The following is a 23,335-nucleotide window of genomic DNA, read 5'->3' as shown; positions in this document are numbered from 1 at the left end:
ACCTCCTCAGGAGTCGCTGAAGAGGGCCGCGAGCTCGGGGTGCGCCCGGCGATATCCCTCGAAGAGGGCCCGGGCCGTCGACACCGAGTCGACGAGCGGGTGCAGGGCGAACGCCGTGGTCGCCGCCCGGGCGGAGCCGGTCGTGGCTGCCTCGATGACGAGGCGCTCCACGGCCTTGACCTGCTGCATGAGTCCGAGCATGTGGCCCTCCACCGGTGCGAGGGTGCTGGCATGCGGACCCTCGCGGTCGACGACGCACGGGATCTCGACGACGGCGTCGTCCGGCACACCCGGCACGGCTCCGCCTCCGCGGATGTTGAGGATCATCGACGACGACTCGCCACGGCTGATCGCCGCCATGATCGCGAGGGCAACCCCCTCGTAGCCGCCGCCGGCGACGTCGGCCTCGTCCCGCTGCTCGTCCGTGGCGCGGGCCTCACGCATGTAGGTCGCGTCGCGCTCCTCCCGGACCCGGGTCCACTCCACTGCAGCCTCGTCGGGGTGGTCCGCGACGGCGGCGTAGAAGGCGGCCTGCTGGTCACGGAGGAACTCGCCCCGGGTCTGCGGTGCGGCCAGGATCGCGGCCCGGGCCTCGCGGTTGAAGTAGTAGTAGTAGAGGTACTCGTTGGGGATGGCGCCCAGCGCCCCGATCCACTCCGCACCGAAGAGCCGCCCCTCCTCGAGGGTCTGGAGGGCAGTCGGATCGCCCAGCAGACGGGGGAGGTGGTCGACACCCTCGACCCGCAGGCCGCGCAGCCAGCCGAGGTGGTTGAGGCCGACATAGTCGATGTCCGTGGTCGACGGGTCGAGCCCAAGGGCGCCGATCGCCCTGCGCGCCAACGCAATCGGTGAGTCGCAGATGCCGATGACCCGGTCACCGAGGATGGACTGCATCGCCTCCGTCACGATGCCCGCGGGATTGGTGAAGTTGATGAACCACGCGTCGGGCGCCACCTCCCGCGTGCGGCGAGCGATGTCGACGGCGACCGGAACGGTGCGCAGGGCGTAGGCGAGCCCACCGGGACCGGTGGTCTCCTGTCCGAGGACTCCGAGGTCGAGGGCGACCCGCTCGTCGAGCGTCCGTCCGGCCAGGCCGCCGACGCGGATCGCCGAGAAGACGAAGTCGGCACCACGCAGGGCGTCGTCGAGGTCGGTCGTGGCGCTCACCCGCGGCGCGTGGGGGCTCTCGGAGCCCGCCTGCTCCAGCACCCGCGTCATGGCGGTCAGGCGCCCGGCGTCGAGGTCGTGCAGGACGACCTCGGTGACCCGGCCGGGCGAGTCGTCACGCAACAGGGCGCCGTGGACGAGGGGGACCCGGAACCCACCACCGCCGAGAATGGTCAGCTTCACGAGAGCACCACCTCCACGCCACGACTGCGGCATTCGTCGAGAATCAGGGGATCGGCGCCAGCAGTGGTGACGAGGACGTCGACCTGGTCCACTCGGCAGACGCGCAGGCTTCCGGAGCCCGGAATCTTGTGGCCGTCGGCGACGAGGACCACCTCGCGAGCCGCGGCGATGAAGGCGCGCTTCACCGGCACTTCCACGAAGGTCGAGTCCATGACCTGACCGCCGTCGGAGATCCCGCTCGTCCCGATGAAGGCCCGGTCGACACCGATCTGGTGGACGGCGTCCTCGGTGAGGACCCCGACGAGCGAGTGGTAGGACCGGCGCACCATGCCGCCCAGCAGTATCAGCTCGACCGACTCGTCGAAGCGCAGCACGTCGAGGACGGCCAGGCTGTTGGTCACCACGGTGATGTTGCGCCCCCGCAGCTCCCCGGCCAGGAGCGCGGTGGTCGTGCCGATGTCGAGTGCCACGACCTCGCCGTCCCGCACCCGCGCCGCCGCGGCCGCCGCGACGCGCGACTTGTCCCGCGTGTCCGCCCGGGCCACGGCCGCGAAGGGGCGCGACCTGTCGGGGTCGGCGGCGGTGACGGCCGCCCCGCCGTGGACGCGGGTCAGCACTCCGGCCCGGTCGAGCTGGAAGAGGTCGCGGCGGATCGTCGAGGCACTGACGTCGAGCGCGCTCGACAGCTCGCTGACCGACACGGTCCCGCCCTCGCGCACCCGGGCCACGATCTCGCTGTGCCGCTGAACCTTCACGACACGCAACGTACCAAGACCGCGCAGTTTCAGCCATGGTCGCGCGCAATCCTGGCCGTCCACGCAGGAAAGACCTCGACAAGCGCGCAAAAACACGCAGTTTCCCCTTGCGGTCCAGGCGATGTCGGGCAACGATGACGAGGTGCCGGTGGACCACGTCTTCGACCCCCTCGCGTCGCTGCGTCGCGACGACGATCCCGTCGTCGACGTCTTCGTGCAGGGGATGGTCTTCCTCGACATCATCTTCACCGGCCTCGCTGCGATGCCCAAGAGCGGCACCGAGGTCTGGGCCGACGGCATGGGCTCGTGCCCCGGCGGCATCGCCAACCTCGCCGTGGCTGCATCGCGCCTCGGGCTCAACACCTCGCTCGGTGCGGCCTTCGGCGACGACGACTACGGCGAGTTCTGCTGGCGCTCCCTCGAGCAGGAGCAGATCGACCTGTCCCGGTCGGAGCGCTACCCGCACTGGCACACCCCCGTCACCGTGTCCGTGTCCGTCGGCGGGGACCGTCGGATGATCACGCACGGTCACGACGCCCCGCAGTCGGCCACCGAGATGATCGGGACGGTTCCGCGGGCTCGGTCGGTGCTGCTCGACCTCGATGCCGAACGACCGCTCGGACACGGCCACCCCGAACGCCAGTGGGCCGAGCAGGCGGCGGCCAACGGCGCCCTGCTCTTCGCCGACGTGGGCTGGGACCCCACCGGCAAGTGGTCGCCGGCCGTCCTCGCGCAGCTGGAACACTGTCACGCCTTCATGCCCAACGCCGTGGAGGCCATGGCCTACACCCGCACCGACTCGGCGCACGACGCGCTCTATGCCCTCGCCGACCTCGTGCCTCTCGCCGTGGTCACCAACGGCCGCGACGGCGCGCTCGCCATCGACTCCGCGAGCGGCGAGGAGGCCTCCGTGCCCGCGCTGCGGGTCAACGCCATCGACCCCACGGGTGCCGGTGACGTGTTCGATGCGGGGATGCTCGTCGGCAGCCTCGCGCAGTGGCCCCTCCTGGACCGGATGAACTTCGCCACGCTCTGCTCCAGCCTGGCCGTGCAGGAGTTCGGTGGCTCCCTGGCCGCCCCGGGGTGGGGAGACCTCGCCGACTGGTGGCAGCGGGTCCGTCGGCAACCGACCTCCAACGCTGCTGCCCGCTCGGTGCAGCGCCGGTTCGCCTTCCTCGACGACCTCGTCGCCGAGGTGCCGCCGGGCGCCGTGCGTCGCGCCGCTGCCACGATTGCCAAGCTGTCCGACGCCCAGGCTCCCGACACCCCACCCCCCTCCACACCGCTCATCGAGGAGACACCATGAACCGCACGCGCACCACCCTGGTCGCCCTCACCGTCGGCACCGGGCTCGCCCTGAGTGCCTGCGCCCCCGGTGGCTCGGGCTCTGGGTCCGAGGGGTCGGCCGCCCCGGCCCCGGACGCCGTGAAGACCGATGCCGCCGCCCTCGGCGACGTCACCCTCACCGTCTGGGACCAGGAGGTGCGCGGGGGGCAGGCCAAGCAGATCGAGACGCTCAACGCCGACTTCCAGAAGAAGTACCCCAACATCAAGATCAAGCGCGTCTCCCGCTCCTTCGACGACCTCGTCAAGACGCTGCGGCTCGCGCTCACCGGGGCGGATGCACCGGATGTGGTGCAGGCCAACAACACCCGCTCGCAGATGGGCGAGTTCGTCAAGGCCAAGCAGCTCGTCAACCTCGATCCGTATGCCACGGCATACGGCTGGGACAAGCGCTATCCGGAGTCGGTGCGCAGCGTCGCGTCCTACTCACCTGACGGCAAGACCTTCGGCTCCGGCTCGCTCTTCGGTATGCCGCAGGTCGGCGAGGTCGTCGGCATCTTCTCCAACGAGGCCAAGCTCAAGACCCTCGGCATCAACCCGCCGAAGACCTGGGCCGAGTTCGACGCGGCGCTCGCGACGGCGAAGTCCAACGGCGAGGTGCCGCTCGTCCTCGGCAACCTCGAGAAGTGGCCTGCTGGACACGTCTTCGGCGTCGTCCAGGGGCGCTTCACCAAGGCTGACGACATCCGCAAGCTCGGCTTCGGCCAGGCCGGGGGCAGCTGGGTCACCCCCGAGAACACCAAGGCCGCCCAGACGCTCGTCGACTATGTCGACAAGGGCTACTTCAGCCCCGGCTTCAACGGTCAGGACTACGACCCGGCGTGGCAGGGCTTCACCAAGGGCAAGGGCGTCTTCCTCATCGCCGGCTCGTGGCTGCAGGCCGACCTGTCCGCGGCGATGAAGACCGACGTGAGGTTCTCGCTGCCGCCGGCACCCGAAGCCGGCGGTGCGCCGGTGACGACCGGTGGCTCCGGACTGCCCTTCGCCATCACCGAGAAGGCCAAGAACAAGGACGCCGCAGCGGCATACATCAACTTCATCACCAGTCCGGAGGCGATGAAGGTGCTGGCCGACAACGGCAACCTCCCCGTCGTCGAGACCACGAGCCAGAAGGCGCCCGACGCCCTCGGCACTGACGTCTTCGCCGCCTTCGGTGCGGTCTCGAAGGACAACGGCCTCGTGCCCTATCTGGACTGGGCGACCCCGACGATGGGCGACACCATGGGTGCCACGTTGCAGGACCTCCTGGCCAAGAAGGCCAGCCCGGAGGAGGCCCTCGAGGCGCTGCAGAAGGACTACGGCGACTTCACCGCCAAGTGATGCGTAGCCGCACCTCCACGAGGGCGCTGGGACCGCCGGGGGAGCCCCGGCGCATCGGCTACCTCTATGTCCTCCCGGCCTTCCTCGTGTATGCCGCGTTCGCCCTCTACCCGTTGCTCAAGGCGCTCTACCTGTCGCTCTTCGACTGGGACGGGCTGACCGTCGGGACGTGGGCGGGGCTGTCGAACTACCAGGAGGTGCTCACCGACGAGCGGCTTCGCGCCTCCTTCGGCCACGCGCTCGTGCTCATGCTCTTCTTCGCGGTCATCCCCTTGCTGGTCGGTCTGGTGCTCGCCTCGATCCTGCACCGGGCGAGCGTGCGCGGCTTGGGCTTCTTCAGGACCGTCGTCTTTTTGCCGCAGGTCGTCGCCATGGTGGTCATCGCCGTGGCATGGCGCCGGATCTATGCGCCGGACGGGACGATCAACTCGGTCCTCACCGCCGTCGGCCTCGAGTCGTGGACGCGAGGATGGTTGGGGGAGTACGCCTTTGCGCTGCCCGCCGTCGGGCTGATCGGCACGTGGTTCGAGAGCGGGCTCGTCACCGTGCTGCTGCTCGCGGGGATGGCGCGGATCCCTCGTGACCTCTACGAGGCTGCCCGGCTCGACGGCGCCGGCGCGGTCCGCGAGTTCTTCGCCGTGACGCTGCCGTCGGTGCGTGGCGAGATCGCGGTCGCCCTGACGCTCACCGTCATCGCGGCCCTCAAGACCTTCGACCTCATCTACATGACCACCTCGGGCGGGCCGGGGCACACGACGACGGTGCCGAGCTACGAGGTCTACCGCCAGGCCTTCGAGCTCGGGCAGGTCGGGCTCGCCTGCACCATCGGGGTCCTCCTCACCGTCATCATCTTCGCGATCAGCTTCGTCATCACCAGGGTCGGCGACAGGGTGGCCGACTGATGCGGGTCTCGACGTCCGAGCGGACGATGAACTACGTCATCCTCATGGCCTTCGCCGTCTTCGCGATCTATCCGATCCTCAGCATCGTCATCGCCGGGCTGCAGCCCGATGCAGAGGCGCCGGGGGGTCTGGGCAACCTCACCGCGGCGTGGGAGATCGGTCGTTTCGGCAGCTACCTGCGCACGAGCCTGCTCGTGTCGGTCTTCGTCGTCACGGTGAGCACGGTGCTGTCGGTCCTCGCCGGGTTCGCCTTCGGGACGATGCGGTTCAGGGGAGCCTCGGCACTCTTCTACCTCATGCTCGTCGGCATCATGATGCCGGCGGAGGCCATCGTCGTGCCCCTGTTCTTCGACCTTCGGGCCATCGGCCTCACCGACACCTTCTGGGCCATCGCCCTGCCGCAGGTGGCGCAGTCGGTGGCCTTCGGGACGTTCTGGCTGCGGGCGGCGTTCCGCTCGAGCTCACGCTCGCTCATCGAGGCCGCCCGCCTCGACGGCGCCTCGACGCCGCGCATCCTGGGGCAGGTGCTCGTGCCGCTCGCCCGGCCGGCGATCGTCACGCTCGTCGTCCTCACCTTCATGTGGACCTGGAACGAGTTCCTCATCCCCCTCGTGATGATCCCGACCAACGAGGCGCTGCGCACCGCGCCACTGGGACTCGGATTCTTCTCGGGTCAGTACACCCAGGGCTACGCGCTGCTCGCGGCCGGAGCGACGATCGTCGCGCTGCCCGTCGTCATCGTCTACCTCTTCCTCCAGCGGCACTTCATCGCCGGGATGCTCGAGGGGGCGGTCAAGGACTGACACCTGCCGCTGCCCCCTCAGCGCTCGAGGGGACGACGGCTCAGAGCTCGACCAGCGGGCGCACCTCGATGGGGAGATCACATGTCACGAAGTCCAGGCAGAACCACCCTCGCAGCGGTTGCCACGCTGGTCGCTGCTCTCGCCCTCCCGGGCGCCGCACTCGCTGCACCCGGCGGGCCCGCGGGCAAGGGGCCCAAGCCACCCGATCTGACGACGTCGTCCGGGCCACCGGCAGACCTCGACGCCATGTTCATCGGCGCCCACCCCGACGACGAGGCCGGGACGCTGTCGACCTTCGGCCAGTGGGACAGCGACCACGACGTCACGACCGGCGTCATCACCATCACGCGAGGGGAGGGCGGCGGCAACGCCGTGGGCCCGCAGGAGGGCCCCGCGCTGGGGCTCATCCGTGAGCGCGAGGAGCGGGCCGCCGTCGCCAAGGGCGGGATCACCGACATCTACAACCTCGACGAGGTCGACTTCTACTACACCGTCTCCGAGCCGCTCACGGCCCAGGTGTGGGACCACGACGAGACCCTGGCCAAGACCGTGCGCATCCTGCGTCAGACCCGCCCCGAGGTCCTCGTGACCATGAACCCGGCGCCGTCCCCCGGGCAGCACGGCAACCACCAGGAGTCGGCGCGGATCGCCGTCGAGGCCTACCGCGCCGCGGGCGACCCGTCCCGCTTCCCCGAGCAGATCACCCGTGAGGGCCTCAAGCCGTTCTCGCCGGACCGCATCCTCCTGCGCGCCGCCACGGGCACCAGCGCCAACGGACCGGGGTGCGCCAAGGCGTTCGTTGCGGCCGACCCCAGTCAGACGATCTATGGCGTCTGGTCCGGGACCGCCTCTCCTGACGGCCGCTCCTGGGCCGCCGTCGAGCGTGACGCCCAGCGGGAGTACGCCTCGCAGGGGTGGGCCGGCTTCCCCGACGTCTCCACCAACCCGGCCCAGCTCGGATGCGACCACCTCACCCTCGTGGACTCGCGAACTCCCGTGCCGCAGTGGGGAACTGACGCGGCATACACCAACCACGCCCCACTGGACGGGTCCCTCGTCGCGATCGCGGGCGGCCTGCCGCTCGGTAGCGGCATGACGGTTGACACCGACCGGTTCCGTGTCCTTCCCGGTGCTCCGTTCACCGTCACCGTCGGTGCGTCCGCGCCTGAGGGGACTGCGCTCGGTGCGAGCACCGCGCGGCTCGAGCTGCCGGCCGGCTGGACAGCCACGGGCAACGGCTCGCTCGGCACGATCGCCGCCGATGGGAGTGCCACAACCACCTTCACCGTCACCCCGTCCGCCAGTGCAGCCGTCGACACCCGGGTGCGCCTCAAGGCGTTCGTCGAGTCCGCAGGTCGTGTCGGATACCAGGACGAGCCGGTGCTGGTGAGCGCACCCGTCACCGCGACCCAGCAGCTGCTGCCGCAGGTGGAGCAGTTCCGGGAGTGGGCGCTGGGGGTGGATGCCGAGGCCTTCGCCGACATCGTGCGGCCCGTCCTCACGCTCGCCTCCGGAGGGAGCCGACCGGTCGACGTCGTGGTCACGAACCACAGCGCGACGGTGCAGTCCGGGACGGTGACCCCGTCGCCGCCCGCAGGGTTCACGATGAGCCCGGCCACGGCGGCATACAGCGGGCTTGCTCCGGGAGCCCGGACCACCGTGCGGTTCACCGCGGTCAACACCGACACCTCGCTCAAGACCTCCGTCGAGGGCGGCGTCGCCGGCGACCACCTCTACTCGATCGCGGCCACCAGCACCACGGCGACGGGCACGACGCAGCAGGGGTTCGAGCTCGTCCCGACGAGCGTGGTCCCGCAGGCGTCCACCGCACCGACCGTCGACGGTGTCGTGAGTGCCGGAGAGTATGCCGGTCCCGCCCTCGACGTCTCCCGACGCTGGGAGGGCGAGGCCTGCACCTCGGCCGCGGACTGCTCGGCCACGGCCCAGGTGACCTGGCGCGACGACACGCTCTTCGTCGCCGTCACGGTCAAGGACGACGTGCGCGGGACGGCGCTGGCCGCCAGCGACTGCAAGCGGCACTGGCGCACCGACTCCGTCGAGATCGCCATCGACCCGCGCGGCACGTCGGAGAACACGTCGACGACGTTCAAGGCGGCGATCCTGCCGTGGACGGCCGAGGGTGGACCGTGCCACCTGCGCGACGCCGACGCCCACCAGGGCGACGGGCCCGTGACCGCACCCGGGATGAAGGTCGCGTCGAAGGTGACGCAGCCCTACACCGGCTACGTCGTCGAGACGGCGATCCCGATGTCGCTCCTCCCGAGCGCCATCGACCCGGCCCACATGGGCCTCAACGTCCTGCCCTACGACTCCGACACGCAGGACAAGACCGGACAGACCCGCCTCGGCTGGTCGGTCTGGGGTGGCGTCCAGGGCGATCCCTACCGTTGGGGTGACGTCTCACTCGAGGGCTACGTGCCGCCGGCCGGTCGCCCCACGACCCCGGCGGACCCGGTCATCCCGACCGAGGCCCTGCAGTCGGTCGACTCACCGCAGTCCATCGAGCAGGCGGTGCGCACCAACGTCGCGCTCGCCGGGCGTCCGTCGTCGACGACCGCCGAGGCCGGGTGGGTCGAGAAGGCGAGGCTGCGCGGTGACAGCGTCGAGCTGCGGCTGCGGGTCAAGGACCCGGGCACGGCGCACATTACCGTGCGCGACGACGACGGGATCGTCGGGCAGGTCGTGGCTCCGGTCGCCGAGAGCCGCCCGGGGCTGGTCACCGTCGCGGTCCCGCTGACCCGTGAGCTCGCGGGTCCGGCGCGGGCGCTCGTCGGCTGGGACGACGGTGCCGGTGGCACGTTCTCGTCGCTCGTGGCGGTGAAGTGAGGCGGTGCTGACCCGACCGACGTGCTGAGGGCCTCGACGGGCGCGGGCGACTAGCGTGCTCCTGTGCCCAAGGACCTCAAGCTGCCCTTCGACCCCATCGCGCGTGCCGGCGAGCTCTGGCGCGCGCGATGGGGCGAGCAGAGCCAGGCCACGCCGATGGCCACCGCCACGTCGATCATGCGCGTGCAGCAGCTCCTCCTCAGCGAGTTCGACGCCATCGCTGCCAGGCACGGGCTCACCTTCGCGCGCTACGAGGCGCTCGTGCTCCTCGCCTTCAGCCGGGAGGGCAGGTTGTCGATGGGGCGCATCGGGGAGCGCCTCATGGTGCACCCCACGAGTGCCACCAACATCGTGCAGCGCCTGGCCGCCCAGGGGTTCGTCGAGCGCGTCGCGAACCCGGCCGACCGGCGCGGCGCCTTCGCTGTGATCACCGACACCGGCCGGGCGGCGATGGAGGCGACGACGGCCGACCTGGAGGCGGCCCAGTTCGGACTCGGGATGCTCGGCGATGACGAGCAGAAGGCGCTGTTCTCGCTGCTCAGGGGCGTGCGGGTGGCCGCAGGCGACTTCGTCGACGACGCGGCCCCGGCCGCGCCGGGCGGGCGGGGCCCGCAGGGTTGACGGCGGCGTCGCAGCGGCGGCGCTGCCGGTCGCGATTTGGCTCCGGGGCCCTCCTTTGTCATGGTGGAGAGCAGCCCGTGACCGGATCGAGACATCTCGGCACGCCTCTTCACGCTCCAAACCAAAGGACCTTGCATGCCCACGCTCGCCAAGCGGGTCGTCGGCGGTCTCCTCGCCCTCATCGGCCTGGTGCTCACCGTCGTCGGCCTCTGGTACGCCCTGCACCTCGGTGGCAGTGGTACCGCGACCTTCTCCACGCAGGCCTCCGTCACCACTCCCGTGCTCGTCCCACAGACCGTCCTCAACCGCGTCGACGGTGCCGTCCGGGTCACCGCGACCCCCAGCAAGGGGGGCACCGTCTGGCTCGCCGCCGCAGCACCCTCCGACGCCACGGCCGTCCTTGCCAAGGCAGAGCACGCGACCGTGACCGGCGTGAGCACGCGACCGTGGCAGCGCAGGAGCACCACCTCGGGAGCCGGGGACGCTCCGGCCCTCTCCGGCACGGACGTGTGGCGCAACACCGACACCGGCGATGCCGACGCCCCCGTCTCGATGACCATCGAGCAGGCCAACGCGCCCGAGGCCGTCATCGCCCAGGCGACCAAGGGTCAGATCGAGCGGGTGGACCTCACCTGGGAGCGCAAGTCCTGGTTCGTCCAGTCGGTCATCGCCGCCCTCGTCGGGCTCTTCCTGCTGCTCAGCGGGCTCAGCCTCCTGTGGAGCTCACGCCGGCGGCCCGACCGCCCGCTTTCCGAGGACCGTGAGACCGCGCGTCCCCTTCCGGTGACCCACGAGGGGGAGACCGCATGAACCGCCGCATCTTCCCCACCCCGGTCGTCGGTCTGGTCCTCGCCGTCGGACTCACCGGCTGCGGAGTCGGCAGCAGCATCGTCGGTGTCCGCGACGCACCTGCCGAGCGGTCGGACGGTGCACCCCTGAACCTCGACGGCGCCACCAGCGTCGCCGCCCGCGTCCTCGACGACGCAGTGGCTGCTCGTGCGGCCAAGGGCGCAGAGGCCGCCAAGGTCCAGCCCACCGTGCTGGCCGATGCCGCGCTCGCGCAGGCGCAGGCCGCGACCAGGATCGGCGCCGCGACCTCGACCGACCCGCTCCAGAGGGCGAGCGACCCCAAGGTCGTGGCCATCTCGCGCGGCAAGGAGTGGCCACGGGCCATGCTCGTCGGCACCCTCGACGAGGCCAGCAAGACCCAGACGTTGCACGTCCTCATGTCGACCGCCGCGGCTCAACCCTTCAAGGTCCACGCCTCCGTCCCGATGCTTCCGGGGACGAGCGTGCCTGCGCTGGGTGACCTCGCGGCGGGCGCCCGCCTCATCAAGCCCACCGACAAGGCGGGCGCACCCCTGGCCCCTGCTGCGGCGTTGACGGCCTACTCCGCTGCGCTGAACTACCCGAAGCCGGTCGCGAACAAGGCCGTCGGGACGAGCGACGCCTACGCCACGGCCCTGCGCACCTCGGCCACGGGCCAGGTCAAGGCGCTCGGTGCACTGGCGTCCTTCACCCAGGCCCACGCTCCGGTGCCCAAGAACACCCTTGCGTTCGCCCTGGCCGACGGCGGCACGGTGACCTTCGGCCAGCTCACCCGCCGGGACGTCATCACGGCCAGCGCCGGTGCCAAGGAGCTCGTCATCCCGGCCAGCTACAGCAAGCTCGTCGGCAAGAGCAAGGCCACCAAGAACATCGTCATCAACAGCCTCGAGCAGCTCGTCATGGTCATCCCCGCCAAGGGTGCTGCCACGGTGGTGGGTGCGGACGAGCAGATCGTCTCGGCCACGGCCCAGTGACCTGCCCCGCCTGACCCCTCGGCCCGCTGAGACCGCTCCGGACAAAAGTCGCCTGCCCGCTCCCGTGCCCTCCGGCACGGGACCGGGTCGCCCTTTGAGAGACTGGTCGACATGAGCACCACCCCCACTCCTCCCTCCGGCGCACGCGGCGCCATCGACCTCTCCGCTCTCGGCTCCAGGCCGAGGACCACTGGACCGAGCGGCCCTGCAGGGTCACCGGCACCCGGAGCACCGCCAGCAGCAGGAGCACCCGCAGGGCCCGTCGCCGCCGGGGTGCCCAGTGACGCCCCAGCCCTGCCAGCGGGCGTCCTGGTCCCGGTCGACGACGCCAGCTTCTCCGAGGTGATGAACCGGACCCTCCAGGTCCCGGCCGTGCTCGTCCTCTGGTCCTCGGCGCACGCGCAGACCGTGGGCCTGGCCGAGCGCGTGGCCGCCGTCGCCGCCAAGCTCGAGGGACGGGTCTTCGTCATCTCGGCCGACGTCCAGACCTCACCCGCGATCCTCCAGGCCTTCCAGCCGGTGATCGTGCAGGCCTTCGGACAGCTGAGCGTGCCGGTGACGTTCGGACTGCTCCAGGGTCAACCGGTGCCGCTCTTCCCCGGTGTGCCCCAGGACGACGAGATCCGGGTCGTCCTCGACCAGCTCGTCCAGGCCGCCGTCCAGAACGGCATCACCGGTCGGGTCGACCTCGGCCCCGTCGCGGATGGCGTTGGGGGCGAGGACGAGCAGCCGGCCCTTCCGCCGCTCATCCAGGAGGCCTACGACGCGATCGACGCGGGGAATCTCGAAGGTGCCGTGGCGGCATACGAGAAGGCTCTTGCGGCGAACCCCAAGGACCACGAGGCCGAGCTCGGTCTCGCCCAGGTGAAGCTCATGCTCCGCACTGACGACCTCGACGTCCAGGCTGCCCGGGCGGCGGCCGCCGAGTCTCCCGAGGACGTCGACGCGCAGATCGCCGTCGCCGACCTGGACGTCCTCGGTGGCCATGTCGCCGACGCCTTCACGCGGCTCATCGACACGGTCAAGGCGACCGAGGGCGACGACCGCGACAAGGCCCGGACGCACCTGCTCGAGCTCTTCAACGTCGTCGGCAACCACGACGAGCGCGTGCGCAAGGGCCGCACCGCGCTCATGAACGCCCTCTTCTGAGGTGCCACCGAAGCTGCTCGACGACCATGTGCGCTTCCGGTTCGCCCCCGAGGACGCAGGCGTTGTCGGAGTCTCCCTGGACTGCGACCCGGTCGTCCCGGGTGGGCGCGAGTTCACCCTCGTCGAGGACGTCTGGGAGCTCGCCCTGCCGCGGCCGGAGCTGCAGCGGGTGGAGTACCGCTTCGCGGTGACCCGAGCCGCCGACGGCGGAGCCGCCACCACCGAGACGATCCTCGACCCGGACAACCCGATCACGGTCGACACCGCCTTCGGCTCACGTTCCGTCATGCAGATGCCGGGGTATGCCGTGCCGTCCTGGCTGTCGGCCCCTTCCGTCGTCGGCGGTTTCACCCCCATCGCGCTGGAGGGCGAGACGGCGGATGACGTCCCGGTGACGGTCTGGGCCCCCGAGGGGAGCGAGGGGCAGGCGCTGCCGCTCCTCCTCGTCCACGACGGCCCGGAGTACGACCAGCTGGCGTCGCTCACGCAGTATTCGGGAGCCATGATCGCCGCCGGCGTCCTGCCTGCGCACCGCCTTGCCCTGGCCCACCCCGTGCTGCGCGACGCGTGGTACTCCGGGTCGCCGCAGTATCTGAGGACCATTGCGGGACAGGGCTTTGCGAGGCTCGCTGAGGAGGCGCCCATCGACGGACCGGTGGTGGTCATGGGGGCCAGCCTCGGTGGGCTGACGGCCCTCCTCGTCGGGCTTCTGGGCGTCGAGGAGATCGGGGGAGTGTTCTCCCAGTCAGGCTCGTTCTTCCAGACCAGGCACGACGACCAGGAGAGCTCCTACAAGTACTTCGGCCGGATCTCGCGCCGCGTCCAGGAGATCCTCGACATGCGCTCGACAGCGCGACCGCTGCGCATCGGCCTCACCTGTGGGGCTCTCGAGGAGAATGCCGCCAACAACCGCGACATCGCCGCAGCCCTGCGTCGGGCGGGGCACGACGTCACCCACACCGAGGTCCGCGACCTCCACAACTACACCGCCTGGCGAGACGCGCTCGACCCGCATCTGACCGAAGTGTTGCGAGACGTGTGGGGGGACGCGCAAGGATAGGCCCATGCACCGCGCCGACGTCCGCCTCCGAGTGCCCGGGCACGAGGCCGACCTCAGGGTGGTGCGTCACGGTCACCACGGCCGACCGTTGCTGGCCTTCCCCAGCGAGGGTGGGAGCGCCGCGGACTTCGAGGGCCGCGGCATGCTCGACGCCATCCGCGACCTGGTCGACGCCGGTCGGGTGAGCGTCTTCGCCGTCGACTCGCTGGACGGCTGGACGTGGTCCGACAACTCCGTGCCGACCGATGAGCGGGCCGCCCGACACCACACCTACCACTCGTGGATCGAGCAGGCCGTCGTCCCCTGGATTCTCGACCAGACGAGCCAGGAGTCCGAGCTCATCACCTGCGGAGTCTCACTCGGCGCCTACCACGCGGTGCAGTTCGCCCTCCAGCGCGCCGACCTGGCACCCCTGGCCATCGGGCTCTCCGGCAACTACGACCCGACGACGTGGAACGCGTGGGGCGACCTCGGTGACGCGACCTACTTCGCCAACCCCACTGCATACGTCCCGGGTCTGGACGGTGAGCACCTCGATTGGCTCCGTGAACGCCTGTCGATCCTGCTCGTCGTGGGAGAGGGGCCGTTCGAGGTCAGTCCGACGGGAGCGCTACCGTCGACTCGCGCCTTCGCGGATCTGTTGTCACAGAAGGGGATTCGTTACGAGCTCGACGTGTGGGGACACGACTCCGCCCACGACTGGCCCTGGTGGCACCGGCAGCTCGCTCACCACCTCCGGCGATTCGTCTGACCGGCTGCAACATCACGACCACCTGCAACACGGACAACGAAGGGACGCACATGGCTCCGAAGACCGACCACCTGATCGGGCTCCTGCTGGGCGCGGAGGACGACTGGCCGACCGCCTTCGAGGCGATGGCGCGACGCCTCGGTGTGATCCGCACCGCCGACGGGGCCGACCACCGGGTGACGACGGAGCGGCTCTCGATCGAGCCGTTCAACCTGCGTGACCGGCCGCGCCAGGACCTCGTCATCGACCGGCTCGCGCACTGGTACTACCACCCCCGTGAGTGGCTCAAGAAGGTGTCGCTCATGGACGACGTCTACCTGCTCAACAGCCCGTTCACGTTCCAGTCCATGGAGAAGCACTCGGCCTACTGCGCCCTCATGCGGTTGGGGATGCACGTGCCCGACACCGTGCTCGTCCCCTACAAGAACCCGGTCGACAACGCGCGCTGGGCCTACACGTCGAGCCGCTACAACCAGCAGTTCGACCTCGCCGGGATCGCCGAGGAGATCGGCTACCCGCTCTTCATGAAGCCGTTCGACGGTGGCGCGTGGCGTGGCGTCTCGATGATCAAGGACCGCGAGGCGCTGCACCAGGCCTACGACGAGTCCGGCGAGATGCTCATGCACCTCCAGAAGTCGGTCGACGGGTTCGAGGTGTTTGCAAGGGCGCTCACCATCGGTCCCGAGACGATGGTGATGAACTTCCGACCCGACGAGCCGATGCACAACCGCTACGCCGTCGACCACGGATTCCTGTCCGAGGACACCGGGCGCGAGGCGATCACCATCGCGCAGACCGTCAACGCGTTCTTCCGGTGGGAGTTCAACTCCTGCGAGATGCTCGTGCGCGATGGCGTCGTCCACCCCATCGACTACGCGAACGCGTGCCCCGACGTGGCGGTCACGTCGCTGCACTACTACTTCCCGTGGGCGATGAAGGCACTGCTGCGATGGTCGGTCTACTGCGCCGTCACCGGCCGCAGGGCGCGCACCCAGGTCGACACCGACCCGTGGTTCGCGATCGCCGACGACGAGGCGCTCGACTACCGGGGCAAGCTCGCGGCATACCAAGGCCTGTCGGACGACTACTTCGAGAGCGAGAAATACGCCGAGTTCTGCGCGACCTCACTGCCGCACGTCGACGAGATGGTGCACGAGTGGATCGGCTCCGACGAGTTCAGCACCCTGCTCCGCTCGACGATCCACCAGACCTACCCGCCGCACGAGTGGGAGAAGTTCGAGGGTCACTTCGGTGGCCTGCTCGGGATGTGGCTCACCGACGAGCAGCACCGCCTGACCTCCCCGACCTCGTCCTGAGGCGCGCCGCGCCGAGCGAGCCACACAATGGTGAGCCGACCACCCATGGGTGGTCGGCTCACCAACTTCTGACTCGCTCGCTGGCGTCAGCTGCCGAGGGCGGCGCTCACGACGTCCTTGGCCTCGGCCTGGACCTGGGCGAGGTGCTCGGGGCCCTTGAAGGACTCGGCGTAGATCTTGTAGACGTCCTCGGTGCCGCTCGGCCGGGCCGCGAACCACGCCGACTCGGTGACGACCTTGAGGCCACCGATGGCCGCGCCGTTGCCCGGCGCCTCGGTGAGCTTGGCCGTGATCGCCTCACCCGCAAGCGACTCGGCGTCGACGGCGTCGGGGGAGAGGGCGGCCAGCTTCGCCTTCTGCGATCGATCCGCGGGGGCGTCAATGCGGGCGTATGCCGGCGTGCCGTGTCGCGCTGTCAGCTCACCGTAGTGCTCGCTGGGGCTCTTGCCCGTCGCGGCGAGGATCTCGGAGGCGAGCAGCGCAAGGATGATGCCGTCCTTGTCGGTGGTCCACACGGACCCGTCCATCCGGAGGAACGAGGCACCGGCCGACTCCTCGCCGCCGAAGGGACCCGAGCCGTCGAGCAGTCCCGGCACGAACCACTTGAAGCCCACCGGCACCTCGACGAGGCGGCGTCCGAGGTCGGCTGCCACCCGGTCGATCATCGAGCTCGAGACGAGGGTCTTGCCGACATATCCGTCGTCGCGCCACTGCGGTCGGGCGCCGCCGTAGAGGTACTGGATCGCCACGGCGAGGTAGTGGTTGGGGTTCATCAGCCCGGCGTCGGGAGTGACGATGCCGTGGCGGTCCGCATCGGCGTCGTTGCCCGTGGCGATGTCGTACTCGTCCTTGCGACCGATGAGCGAGGCCATCGCCGAGGGGGAGGAGCAGTCCATCCGGATCTTGCCGTCCCAGTCGAGCGTCATGAACCGCCAGGTCGCGTCCACGAGGGGGTTGACGACGGTGAGGTCGATGCCGTGCCGGTCGGCGATGGCCCCCCAGTAGTCCACGGCTGCACCGCCGAGCGGGTCGGCACCGATGCGCACGCCGGCCTCCTTGATGCGCGCCAGGTCCACGACCGACGGCAGGTCGGCGACGTAGGTGCCCATGAAGTCGTATGCCGTGGCGCTGGCTCGCGCGCGCGGGAACGGGATCCGCTTGACGTCCTTGAGGCCACCCTTGATGAGCGCGTTGGCCCTCGCAGCAATGGTCTTCGTGGCCTCGGAGTCGGCTGGGCCGCCGTGCGGCGGGTTGTACTTGAAGCCACCGTCGTAGGGCGGGTTGTGCGAGGGGGTGACGACGATGCCGTCCGCGAGGCCGGCACCGGACGGCATACCGTCGACGCCGGTGACCTTGCCCCGGTTGGCCACCAGGATGGCGTGCGACACCGCAGGGGTGGGGGTGAAGCGGTCAGCGGAGTCGACGAGCACCGTGACGTCGTTCGCAACGAGGACCTCGAGCGCCGAGACCCACGCCGGCTCCGACAGCCCGTGGGTGTCCCGCCCGAGGAAGAGCGGCCCGTCGAAGCCCTGGGACGTGCGGTAGTCGACGATCGCCTGCGTCGTCGCGAGGATGTGGTCCTCGTTGAACGCCGTGTCGAGCGAGGACCCCCGGTGCCCCGAGGTGCCGAACGCGACCTGCTGGTCGATGTCGTCGGGGTCCGGCTTCAGCGAGTAGTAGGCCGTGACGAGGTGCGCCACATCGACGAGGTCGGACGGCTGGGCGAGCTGTCCTGCACGCGAATCGGTCACGAGACTTCCTCCTTGGTGACGGGCGCCGACTCGACGGCTGGTGCCGACTCGACGGCTGGTGCCGCCTCGACGGCTGGTGCCGCCTCGACGGCCGGTGTCGGTGCGTCGACCACGGGTGCGAGGTAGAGCGAGGTGAGACCGGCGAGCCGGACCGTGACGTGGAAGGGCTGGTTGTTCCAGGGCTCCTCGACCGCGTCGAGCTCGAGCCCCGCCTGGCTCGGCGTGCCGTGCTGGTCGTAGCCGCTGGTGTCGAGCAGCACCTGCCAGCGGCCGCCGCGAGGAACGCCGACGCGCAGCCACTCCTTGGAGTCGCCACCGAAGTTCACGACCGCCGCGACGACGTCGCCGCTGCGCCGCGAGGGGTCCTCGAACCGGACGAACGAGTAGGTGTTGCCCCGGTTGTCGTCGGCGTCGAGCCACTCGAAGCCCGCCGGCTGCGAGTCGAGCGTCCACAGGGCAGGGTGGGCGCGGTAGAGCCGGTTGAGCTCCTTGACGAGGTTGTGGACGCGGTAGTGGCCGGGCTGGTCGAGGAGCCACCAGTCGAGCGACCTGCCGTCGGCCCACTCGCTGGGCTGCGCGAACTCGCACCCCATGAAGAGCAGCTGCTTGCCGGGGTGCGCCCACATGTAAGCGAGGAACGCGCGCACGGTCGCGAGCTGCTCGGTCCGGTTGCCCGGTGCCTTGTTGACCAGCGAGCCCTTGCCGTGGACGACCTCGTCGTGGCTGATCGGCAGGACGTAGTTCTCGCTGAACGCATACATGAGCGCAAAGGTCAGCATGTGGTGGTGGTGCTGCCGGTCGATCGGCTTCTCGCCGAGGTAGCGCAGCGAGTCGTTCATCCACCCCATGTTCCACTTCAGCCCGAAGCCGAGGCCGCCGCCGCTCGTCGCCTTGGTGACGCCCGGCCAGGACGTGGACTCCTCGGCGATCGTCACGATGCCGGGGACCCGCTTGTATGCCGTCGCGTTGGTCTCCTGGAGCAGGCCGATGGCCTCGAGGTGCTCGCGTCCGCCGTGGACGTTGGGAAGCCACTCGCCGTCGTTGCGGGAGTAGTCGAGGTAGAGCATCGAGGCGACCGCGTCGACGCGCAGCCCGTCGATGTGGAACTCCTCGAGCCAGTAGAGCGCGTTGGCGACGAGGAAGTTGCGCACCTCGAGCCGGCCGAAGTCGAAGATGTGCGTGCCCCAGTCGGGCTGGTCACCGCGCCGCGGGTCCGGGTGCTCGTAGAGGGGCAGCCCGTCGAAGCGGGCCAACGCCCACTCGTCACGGGGGAAGTGCCCCGGCACCCAGTCGAGGATGACGCCGATGCCGGCCTGGTGCAGCGTGTCGACGAGGAACTTGAAGTCGTCGGGGGTCCCGAAGCGCGAGGTGGGGGCGTAGTAGCCCGTCACCTGGTAGCCCCAGGACGGGCCGTAGGGGTGCTCCATGACCGGAAGCAGCTCGACGTGGGTGAAGCCGAGGTCGACGACGTAGTTGACGAGGTGCTCGGCCAGCTCGCGGTAGGAGAGCCCCTGACGCCATGAGCCCAGGTGCACCTCGTAGACGCTCATGGGTCCGCTGTGCGGGTTGCCACGCGACCGTGCCGTCATCCACGACGTGTCGGCCCACTCGTGCTCGGCCTCATCGATGACCGAACCGGTCAGCGGCGGGACCTCGGTGCGGCGCGCCATGGGGTCGGCCTTGGCCCGCACGATGTCATCGGCGCCGCGGATCTCGTACTTGTAGATGGAGCCCGCCCCGATGTCGGGGATGAACAGCTCCCAGACGCCGCTGGTGCCGATGAGCCGCATCGGGTGGATCCGTCCGTCCCAGCCGTTGAAGTCACCGACGACCCGCACCGCCTTGGCGCGCGGTGCCCACACCGCGAAAGACGTCCCACGCACGGTCCCCAGCGGGCCGGCATACTCCCGCACCCGGGCACCGAGCACGGTCCACAGCTGCTCGTGCCGCCCCTCGCCGACGAGGTGGAGGTCGATCTCGCCCAACGTCGGGGCGAAGCGGTAGGGGTCGTCCTGGAGGTGCTCGACACCGTCGTCCCACGCGACGAGCAGCCGGTAGTCCATGGTCCGCGTCGTGCCCTCACGCACCGCGGTCCACACGCCCTCTGCCTCGTGCTCGAGGGCGAGCTCCTCACCGTCCTCGAAGCGCACGCGCACCGAGCTCGCCATCGGGCGCAGGGCGCGGATCCGCAGCCCGCCGTCCTCGAGGTGCTGGCCGAGGAGGTCGTGGGGCTGCTGGTGTCGCCCCTGGATGAGGGCGCTGATCGCGCCGCCGACTTCGTGGGCGGGGGTCGGGGTCACGGGGTGTCCTCCTGGTGGGTCGTGGCGGCGGGCCGGCTGGGGTTGAAGCCGGCAGCCAGTCGTTCGATGGCGGCGAGCGGGATGTCGACCCACGACGGTCGGTTGCGGACCTCGTAGACGACTTCGTACATCGCCTTGTCGAGCTCGAAGGCGGCGAGCAGGGCGGGACGCGCACGCGGGTCCTCACCGGCGGTGGCGGCGTAGCCGTCGAGGAAGGCCTGCTGCGAAGCCGACACCCAGTCGCGCGCCGACGCCCCGGTCGAGTGCTCGACCGACCCGCCCGCGTAGTCGAAGCTGCGGAGCATGCCCGCGATGTCGCGGATCCGCTGGTCCGGCTGGGTGCGCTCCGCGAGGGGGCGCAGCGGCTCACCCTCGAAGTCGAGGAGGATCCAGCCGCCGTCAGGAGTGTGCAGCACCTGTCCGAGGTGGTAGTCGCCGTGGATCCGTTGCAGCGCAGGCCAGCTCACGTTCATGGCCGCGTCAAGGATCGCGGCGACGGCCTCGTCGTGGTCGTGCAGGGCGCCCACGTCGTCGGCCGCGGCGGCGTAGCGCTCACGCATGCCCTCGACGATCTCGCGAGCGACGTCGGGGCTCGTCCCGGTCGTGCCGAAGGCGTCCGCAAGCATCGCGTGGACCTCGGCGGTGGCCGCGCCGAGGGCCCGCGCCGGAGCGCCGAAGTCCTCACCCGAGCGCACGGCTTCGAGGGCCACGCGCCAGGCGTCCTCGACACCGGGGAGAAACTCCTGGGCGAAGACGAAGTGCCCGTATGCCGTGTGCTCACCTTCCGTCGTCGCCGCGCCGGTGTCGGACCCCTCGCCGGAGGACAGCGCCTCGGGCCACTGCCCGGCCACCGAACCGACGACGGCCGGGACCCGGCGGGACCCGTGCTCGACGAGGGCCGACTGGAGGACGACGTCGGGGTTCTCGCCGGCGGACAGCATCCGGAAGATCTTGACGATGACCGGCACGAGCGCGCCGGAGTCGTCGACGCACTGGAGGATGACGGAGGTGTTGGACTGCTCACCGGAGAGCACCTTGGCGTCGTGCACGGTGACGTCGCGTGACCAGGCACGGCCGGGAGTCGCGACGACGGTGTCGTCGAACGCATCACTCGCGGCACTGGACTCCGCACGCACCCTGCCCTGGATGAGCTCGAGGACCTGGGCGGCATACACGGGGTCGTGGGGTGCGTCGTAGACCCAGCGGGTGCCGAGGACCGAGTGCTCGGTGACGCCGACGAGCGCCGGCTGGAGCTCGGGCACAGCCACCGGTCGATAGGTGAGCGGCACCTGGTAGGTCACGGGGGAGGGGCCGGAGTCGTCGGCGACGACGAGCACCTCGACGCCGACCTCGCCAGCAGGGTCGCCCAGTCTCCACGACGCGAGGCGACGCAGCGACGGGGAGGTGCCCTTGCCGGCATACCAGCGCTGTCGTCCCATCCACGCCTCGAGGAGCTCGAGCTTGGTCGGCGTGATGCTGGCGCCCTTGTGGATCTCAGCCATGGCCCGGTGACTCCCGATGGCCCGGTGCGTCTCGATGACCCGGTGACTCGCGCCGGCTCTCGTCGCCGACGCGCAGCCAGAAGAAGTCGCGGCTGCCCATGGTGAAGGTGACCCGGCCGTCGGCGGCGATCCACGGGAAGTTGGCACCGCCGAAGAGGTCGAAGAGCTCGTTCTCGCCCAGGTGCTCGGGCACCTGCACCGTCGCCGCCTGGGGCTTGTCCGACAGGTTGTTGACGCAGAGCAGGGTCTCGCCGCGGCTGTCGCGGTTGCCGGCCCACGAGCGGGTGTAGGCGAGGATCGACTCGTTGTCGGTCGGCACGATCTCGAAGTCACCGAGGCCGAACGCGGGGTGGAGGCGTCGCACGCCCAGCATGCCGCGCAGCCAGTGCAGGAGCGAGTGTCCCGTCGCCATCTGGGCCTCGACGTTGACCCCGTTGTAGTGGTAGACGAGCGAGGAGATCACCGGGAGGTAGAGCTTGCCCGGGTCGGCCTCGGAGAAGCCGGCATTGCGGTCGGGGGTCCACTGCATGGGGGTTCGCACGGCGTCGCGGTCGGTGAGCCAGATGTTGTCGCCCATCCCGATCTCGTCGCCGTAGTAGAGGCACGGAGAGCCGGGCAGCGACAGCAGGAGCGCGTGGATGAGCTCGATCTCGGGGCGGGAGTTGTCGAGCAGGGGCGAGAGACGGCGCCGGATGCCCACGTTGGCCCGCATCCGGGGGTCGGGGGCGTACCAGCCGTACATCGTGGCGCGCTGCTCCGGCGTCACCATCTCGAGCGTCAGCTCGTCGTGGTTGCGCAGGAACGTGCCCCACTGCGTCCCGGGCGGGATGTCCGGAGTCGAGGCCAGCACGTCGATGATCGGCTGGGCGAGCTGGTCGCGCATCGCGTAGTAGAGCATCGGCATGACCGGGAAGTGGAAGCACATCTGGCACTCGGGTGCGTCCTCGGTGCCGAAGTAGTCGACGACGTCTGCCGGAGGCTGGTTGGCCTCCGCGAGGAGGATGCGGCCGGGGTACTCCTCGTCGACCATCTTGCGCAGCTTGGCGAGGAACGCGTGCGTCTTGGGGTGGTTCTCGCCGTTGTGGCCCTCCTCCTCGTAGAGGTAGGGGACGGCGTCGAGGCGGAAGCCGTCGATCCCCATGTCCATCCAGAAGCGCACGACCTCGAACATCGCCTCGTGGACGGCGGGGTTCTCGAAGTTGAGGTCCGGCTGGTGGCCGAAGAAGCGGTGCCAGAAGAACTGCCGCCGGATCGGGTCGAAGGTCCAGTTCGACGTCTCGGTGTCGATGAAGATGATCCGGGCGTCGGTGTACTTGTCGTCGGTGTCGGACCAGACGTAGAAGTCGCCGTAGGGGCCGTCCGGCTCGCTGCGCGACGCCTGGAACCACGGGTGCTGGTCGCTCGTGTGGTTCATGACGAAGTCGGTGATGATCCGGATGCCGCGGGCGTGGGCCTCGGTGATGAGCTGCTGGAACTCCGGCAGCGTCCCGAACTCGGGCAGCACCTGGGTGTAGTCGGCGATGTCGTAGCCACCGTCGCGCAGCGGGCTGGCATAGAACGGCGGCAGCCAGAGGCAGTCGACGCCGAGCCACTGGAGGTAGTCGAGGCGGTTGATGACCCCCTGGAAGTCACCGGCCCCGGAGCCGTTGGAGTCGCCGAACGCTCGCACGAGCACCTCGTAGAACACCGCGGTCTTGAACCATTCGGGATCGTGCTTGAGCCCCGGCTGGTGCAGGCCAAGTCCTTGCGTGGTCGTCACTCG

18 protein-coding genes are annotated in these 23,335 nt (G+C 70.1%); 12 read left to right on the top strand and 6 right to left on the bottom strand.

Features of this window, described 5'->3' with window-relative positions; genetic code table 11:
- Nucleotides 1-6: 6 nt before the first annotated feature.
- The gene (locus tag ACZZ98_RS02305) at nt 7-1,350 is read right to left on the bottom strand and encodes a 6-phospho-beta-glucosidase (protein WP_463514767.1); all 1,344 of its coding nucleotides are present in this window, start codon (nt 1,348-1,350) and stop codon (nt 7-9) included.
- A complete protein-coding gene (locus ACZZ98_RS02300) occupies nt 1,347-2,105 on the bottom strand; it encodes a DeoR/GlpR family DNA-binding transcription regulator (protein ID WP_463514766.1) in 759 nt (252 codons plus the stop codon). Before ACZZ98_RS02300 ends, ACZZ98_RS02305 begins: the two co-directional genes overlap by 4 nt.
- 121 nt (nt 2,106-2,226) lie before the next feature.
- Between ACZZ98_RS02300 and ACZZ98_RS02295 the strand changes: the two genes are divergently transcribed.
- The 12 genes from ACZZ98_RS02295 (at nt 2,227) to ACZZ98_RS02240 (ending at nt 16,020) form a co-directional block, all read left to right on the top strand.
- Nucleotides 2,227-3,411, top strand: coding sequence for a carbohydrate kinase family protein (locus ACZZ98_RS02295; RefSeq protein WP_463514765.1), 1,185 nt, complete (start codon nt 2,227-2,229; stop codon nt 3,409-3,411).
- The gene (locus ACZZ98_RS02290) at nt 3,408-4,769 is read left to right on the top strand and encodes an extracellular solute-binding protein (protein ID WP_463514764.1); all 1,362 of its coding nucleotides are present in this window, start codon (nt 3,408-3,410) and stop codon (nt 4,767-4,769) included. Before ACZZ98_RS02295 ends, ACZZ98_RS02290 begins: the two co-directional genes overlap by 4 nt.
- Nucleotides 4,769-5,671 (top strand): carbohydrate ABC transporter permease, encoded by a 903-nt coding sequence (locus ACZZ98_RS02285; protein ID WP_463514763.1) that lies wholly within the window; start codon nt 4,769-4,771, stop codon nt 5,669-5,671. Before ACZZ98_RS02290 ends, ACZZ98_RS02285 begins: the two co-directional genes overlap by 1 nt.
- Nucleotides 5,671-6,474 (top strand): carbohydrate ABC transporter permease, encoded by an 804-nt coding sequence (locus ACZZ98_RS02280; RefSeq protein WP_463514762.1) that lies wholly within the window; start codon nt 5,671-5,673, stop codon nt 6,472-6,474. The genes ACZZ98_RS02285 and ACZZ98_RS02280 overlap by 1 nt, the downstream gene beginning before the upstream one ends.
- Nucleotides 6,475-6,555: 81 nt before the next feature.
- On the top strand, nt 6,556-9,321 hold the full coding sequence (locus ACZZ98_RS02275) for a sugar-binding protein (protein WP_463514761.1): 2,766 nt from the start codon (nt 6,556-6,558) through the stop codon (nt 9,319-9,321).
- 63 nt (nt 9,322-9,384) lie between these two features.
- Complete coding sequence (locus ACZZ98_RS02270) at nt 9,385-9,942, top strand: MarR family winged helix-turn-helix transcriptional regulator (RefSeq protein WP_463514760.1); 558 nt, start codon at nt 9,385-9,387, stop codon at nt 9,940-9,942.
- 135 nt (nt 9,943-10,077) lie between these two features.
- Nucleotides 10,078-10,752: a hypothetical protein gene (locus tag ACZZ98_RS02265; RefSeq protein ID WP_463514759.1), complete on the top strand. Its 675-nt coding sequence runs from the start codon at nt 10,078-10,080 to the stop codon at nt 10,750-10,752.
- Nucleotides 10,749-11,744 carry a hypothetical protein gene (locus ACZZ98_RS02260; RefSeq protein WP_463514758.1) on the top strand — a complete coding sequence of 332 codons (996 nt, stop codon included), beginning with the start codon at nt 10,749-10,751 and terminating at the stop codon, nt 11,742-11,744. The genes ACZZ98_RS02265 and ACZZ98_RS02260 overlap by 4 nt, the downstream gene beginning before the upstream one ends.
- Before the next feature lie 111 nt (nt 11,745-11,855).
- The gene (locus ACZZ98_RS02255; protein WP_463514757.1) at nt 11,856-12,893 is read left to right on the top strand and encodes a tetratricopeptide repeat protein; all 1,038 of its coding nucleotides are present in this window, start codon (nt 11,856-11,858) and stop codon (nt 12,891-12,893) included.
- 1 nt (nt 12,894) lies between these two features.
- Complete coding sequence (locus ACZZ98_RS02250; RefSeq protein WP_463514756.1) at nt 12,895-13,953, top strand: alpha/beta hydrolase; 1,059 nt, start codon at nt 12,895-12,897, stop codon at nt 13,951-13,953.
- Between the two features lie 4 nt (nt 13,954-13,957).
- Nucleotides 13,958-14,704 (top strand): esterase family protein, encoded by a 747-nt coding sequence (locus ACZZ98_RS02245; RefSeq protein WP_463514755.1) that lies wholly within the window; start codon nt 13,958-13,960, stop codon nt 14,702-14,704.
- A gap of 50 nt (nt 14,705-14,754) precedes the next feature.
- Entirely contained in the window at nt 14,755-16,020 is a 1,266-nt protein-coding gene (locus tag ACZZ98_RS02240; protein WP_463514754.1) for an ATP-grasp domain-containing protein, read from the top strand.
- An 86-nt stretch (nt 16,021-16,106) separates the two neighbouring features.
- Here ACZZ98_RS02240 and pgm read toward each other — a convergent pair whose 3' ends face one another.
- The 4 genes from pgm to treS are packed head-to-tail and all read right to left on the bottom strand — an operon-like array spanning nt 16,107 to nt 23,332.
- The gene (gene pgm / locus ACZZ98_RS02235) at nt 16,107-17,771 is read right to left on the bottom strand and encodes a phosphoglucomutase (alpha-D-glucose-1,6-bisphosphate-dependent) (RefSeq protein ID WP_463514753.1); all 1,665 of its coding nucleotides are present in this window, start codon (nt 17,769-17,771) and stop codon (nt 16,107-16,109) included.
- Entirely contained in the window at nt 17,768-20,071 is a 2,304-nt protein-coding gene (gene glgB, locus ACZZ98_RS02230; RefSeq protein ID WP_463514752.1) for a 1,4-alpha-glucan branching protein GlgB, read from the bottom strand. Before glgB ends, pgm begins: the two co-directional genes overlap by 4 nt.
- Nucleotides 20,068-21,573 (bottom strand): maltokinase N-terminal cap-like domain-containing protein, encoded by a 1,506-nt coding sequence (locus ACZZ98_RS02225; RefSeq protein WP_463514751.1) that lies wholly within the window; start codon nt 21,571-21,573, stop codon nt 20,068-20,070. The genes glgB and ACZZ98_RS02225 overlap by 4 nt, the downstream gene beginning before the upstream one ends.
- Nucleotides 21,566-23,332 carry a maltose alpha-D-glucosyltransferase gene (gene treS / locus ACZZ98_RS02220; protein ID WP_463514750.1) on the bottom strand — a complete coding sequence of 589 codons (1,767 nt, stop codon included), beginning with the start codon at nt 23,330-23,332 and terminating at the stop codon, nt 21,566-21,568. Before treS ends, ACZZ98_RS02225 begins: the two co-directional genes overlap by 8 nt.
- Between the last annotated feature and the right edge of the window lie 3 nt (nt 23,333-23,335).

The sequence above is a fragment of the Knoellia sp. AC549 genome (assembly GCF_979258975.1).
The sequence above is the reverse complement of the archived record's forward strand: the minus strand, read 5'-3'. Positions and strand labels throughout refer to the sequence as shown.

Excerpts from the sequence above, each read along its gene's own strand:
- ACZZ98_RS02295 (WP_463514765.1), top strand. The coding sequence starts at position 2,227 with ATGTCGGGCAACGATGACGAGGTGCCGGTGGACCACGTCTTCGACCCC.
- ACZZ98_RS02290 (WP_463514764.1), top strand. The coding sequence starts at position 3,408 with ATGAACCGCACGCGCACCACCCTGGTCGCCCTCACCGTCGGCACCGGG.
- ACZZ98_RS02285 (WP_463514763.1), top strand. The coding sequence starts at position 4,769 with ATGCGTAGCCGCACCTCCACGAGGGCGCTGGGACCGCCGGGGGAGCCC.
- ACZZ98_RS02280 (WP_463514762.1), top strand. The coding sequence starts at position 5,671 with ATGCGGGTCTCGACGTCCGAGCGGACGATGAACTACGTCATCCTCATG.
- ACZZ98_RS02275 (WP_463514761.1), top strand. The coding sequence starts at position 6,556 with ATGTCACGAAGTCCAGGCAGAACCACCCTCGCAGCGGTTGCCACGCTG.
- ACZZ98_RS02265 (WP_463514759.1), top strand. The coding sequence starts at position 10,078 with ATGCCCACGCTCGCCAAGCGGGTCGTCGGCGGTCTCCTCGCCCTCATC.
- ACZZ98_RS02260 (WP_463514758.1), top strand. The coding sequence starts at position 10,749 with ATGAACCGCCGCATCTTCCCCACCCCGGTCGTCGGTCTGGTCCTCGCC.
- ACZZ98_RS02255 (WP_463514757.1), top strand. The coding sequence starts at position 11,856 with ATGAGCACCACCCCCACTCCTCCCTCCGGCGCACGCGGCGCCATCGAC.
- ACZZ98_RS02245 (WP_463514755.1), top strand. The coding sequence starts at position 13,958 with ATGCACCGCGCCGACGTCCGCCTCCGAGTGCCCGGGCACGAGGCCGAC.
- ACZZ98_RS02240 (WP_463514754.1), top strand. The coding sequence starts at position 14,755 with ATGGCTCCGAAGACCGACCACCTGATCGGGCTCCTGCTGGGCGCGGAG.
- ACZZ98_RS02225 (WP_463514751.1), bottom strand. The coding sequence starts at position 21,573 with ATGGCTGAGATCCACAAGGGCGCCAGCATCACGCCGACCAAGCTCGAG.